The sequence below is a fragment of the Citrobacter sp. TBCS-14 genome (genome assembly GCF_005280805.1).
GTDB classification, from domain to species: Bacteria; Pseudomonadota; Gammaproteobacteria; order Enterobacterales; family Enterobacteriaceae; genus Citrobacter; species Citrobacter gillenii.
This window is the reverse complement of record NZ_SZWM01001074.1, coordinates 1-226: the sequence shown is the minus strand read 5'-3', so window position 1 is coordinate 226 and position 226 is coordinate 1. Positions and strand designations below refer to the sequence as shown.

The 226-nt window shown below is 50.4% G+C and carries 1 pseudogene; it reads right to left on the bottom strand.

Features of this window, described 5'->3' with window-relative positions:
• Positions 1-226, bottom strand: a pseudogene (locus tag FDX22_RS24020) (C4-dicarboxylate ABC transporter); the annotation flags it as partial.

Here is a 226-nt window from a genome sequence, read left to right as displayed (position 1 = left end):
ACTGGCAAGCAGGTAGGAAAAAAACAGCAGAATATAAGGAGATCGCAGTGCCCGTAACGGTTTCGTCACCACGCGCACCACAGCTTCATTTGCCCCGATATGATCCATGTAGTGAGCAAATCCCATCAACGCCATGATCATCAGACCGAGATCGGCTGCACGTGTGCTGAACAGATCGCGCATAACTTCAAATGGATCGAGAAAAGCAATCCCGGTACTGGCAACC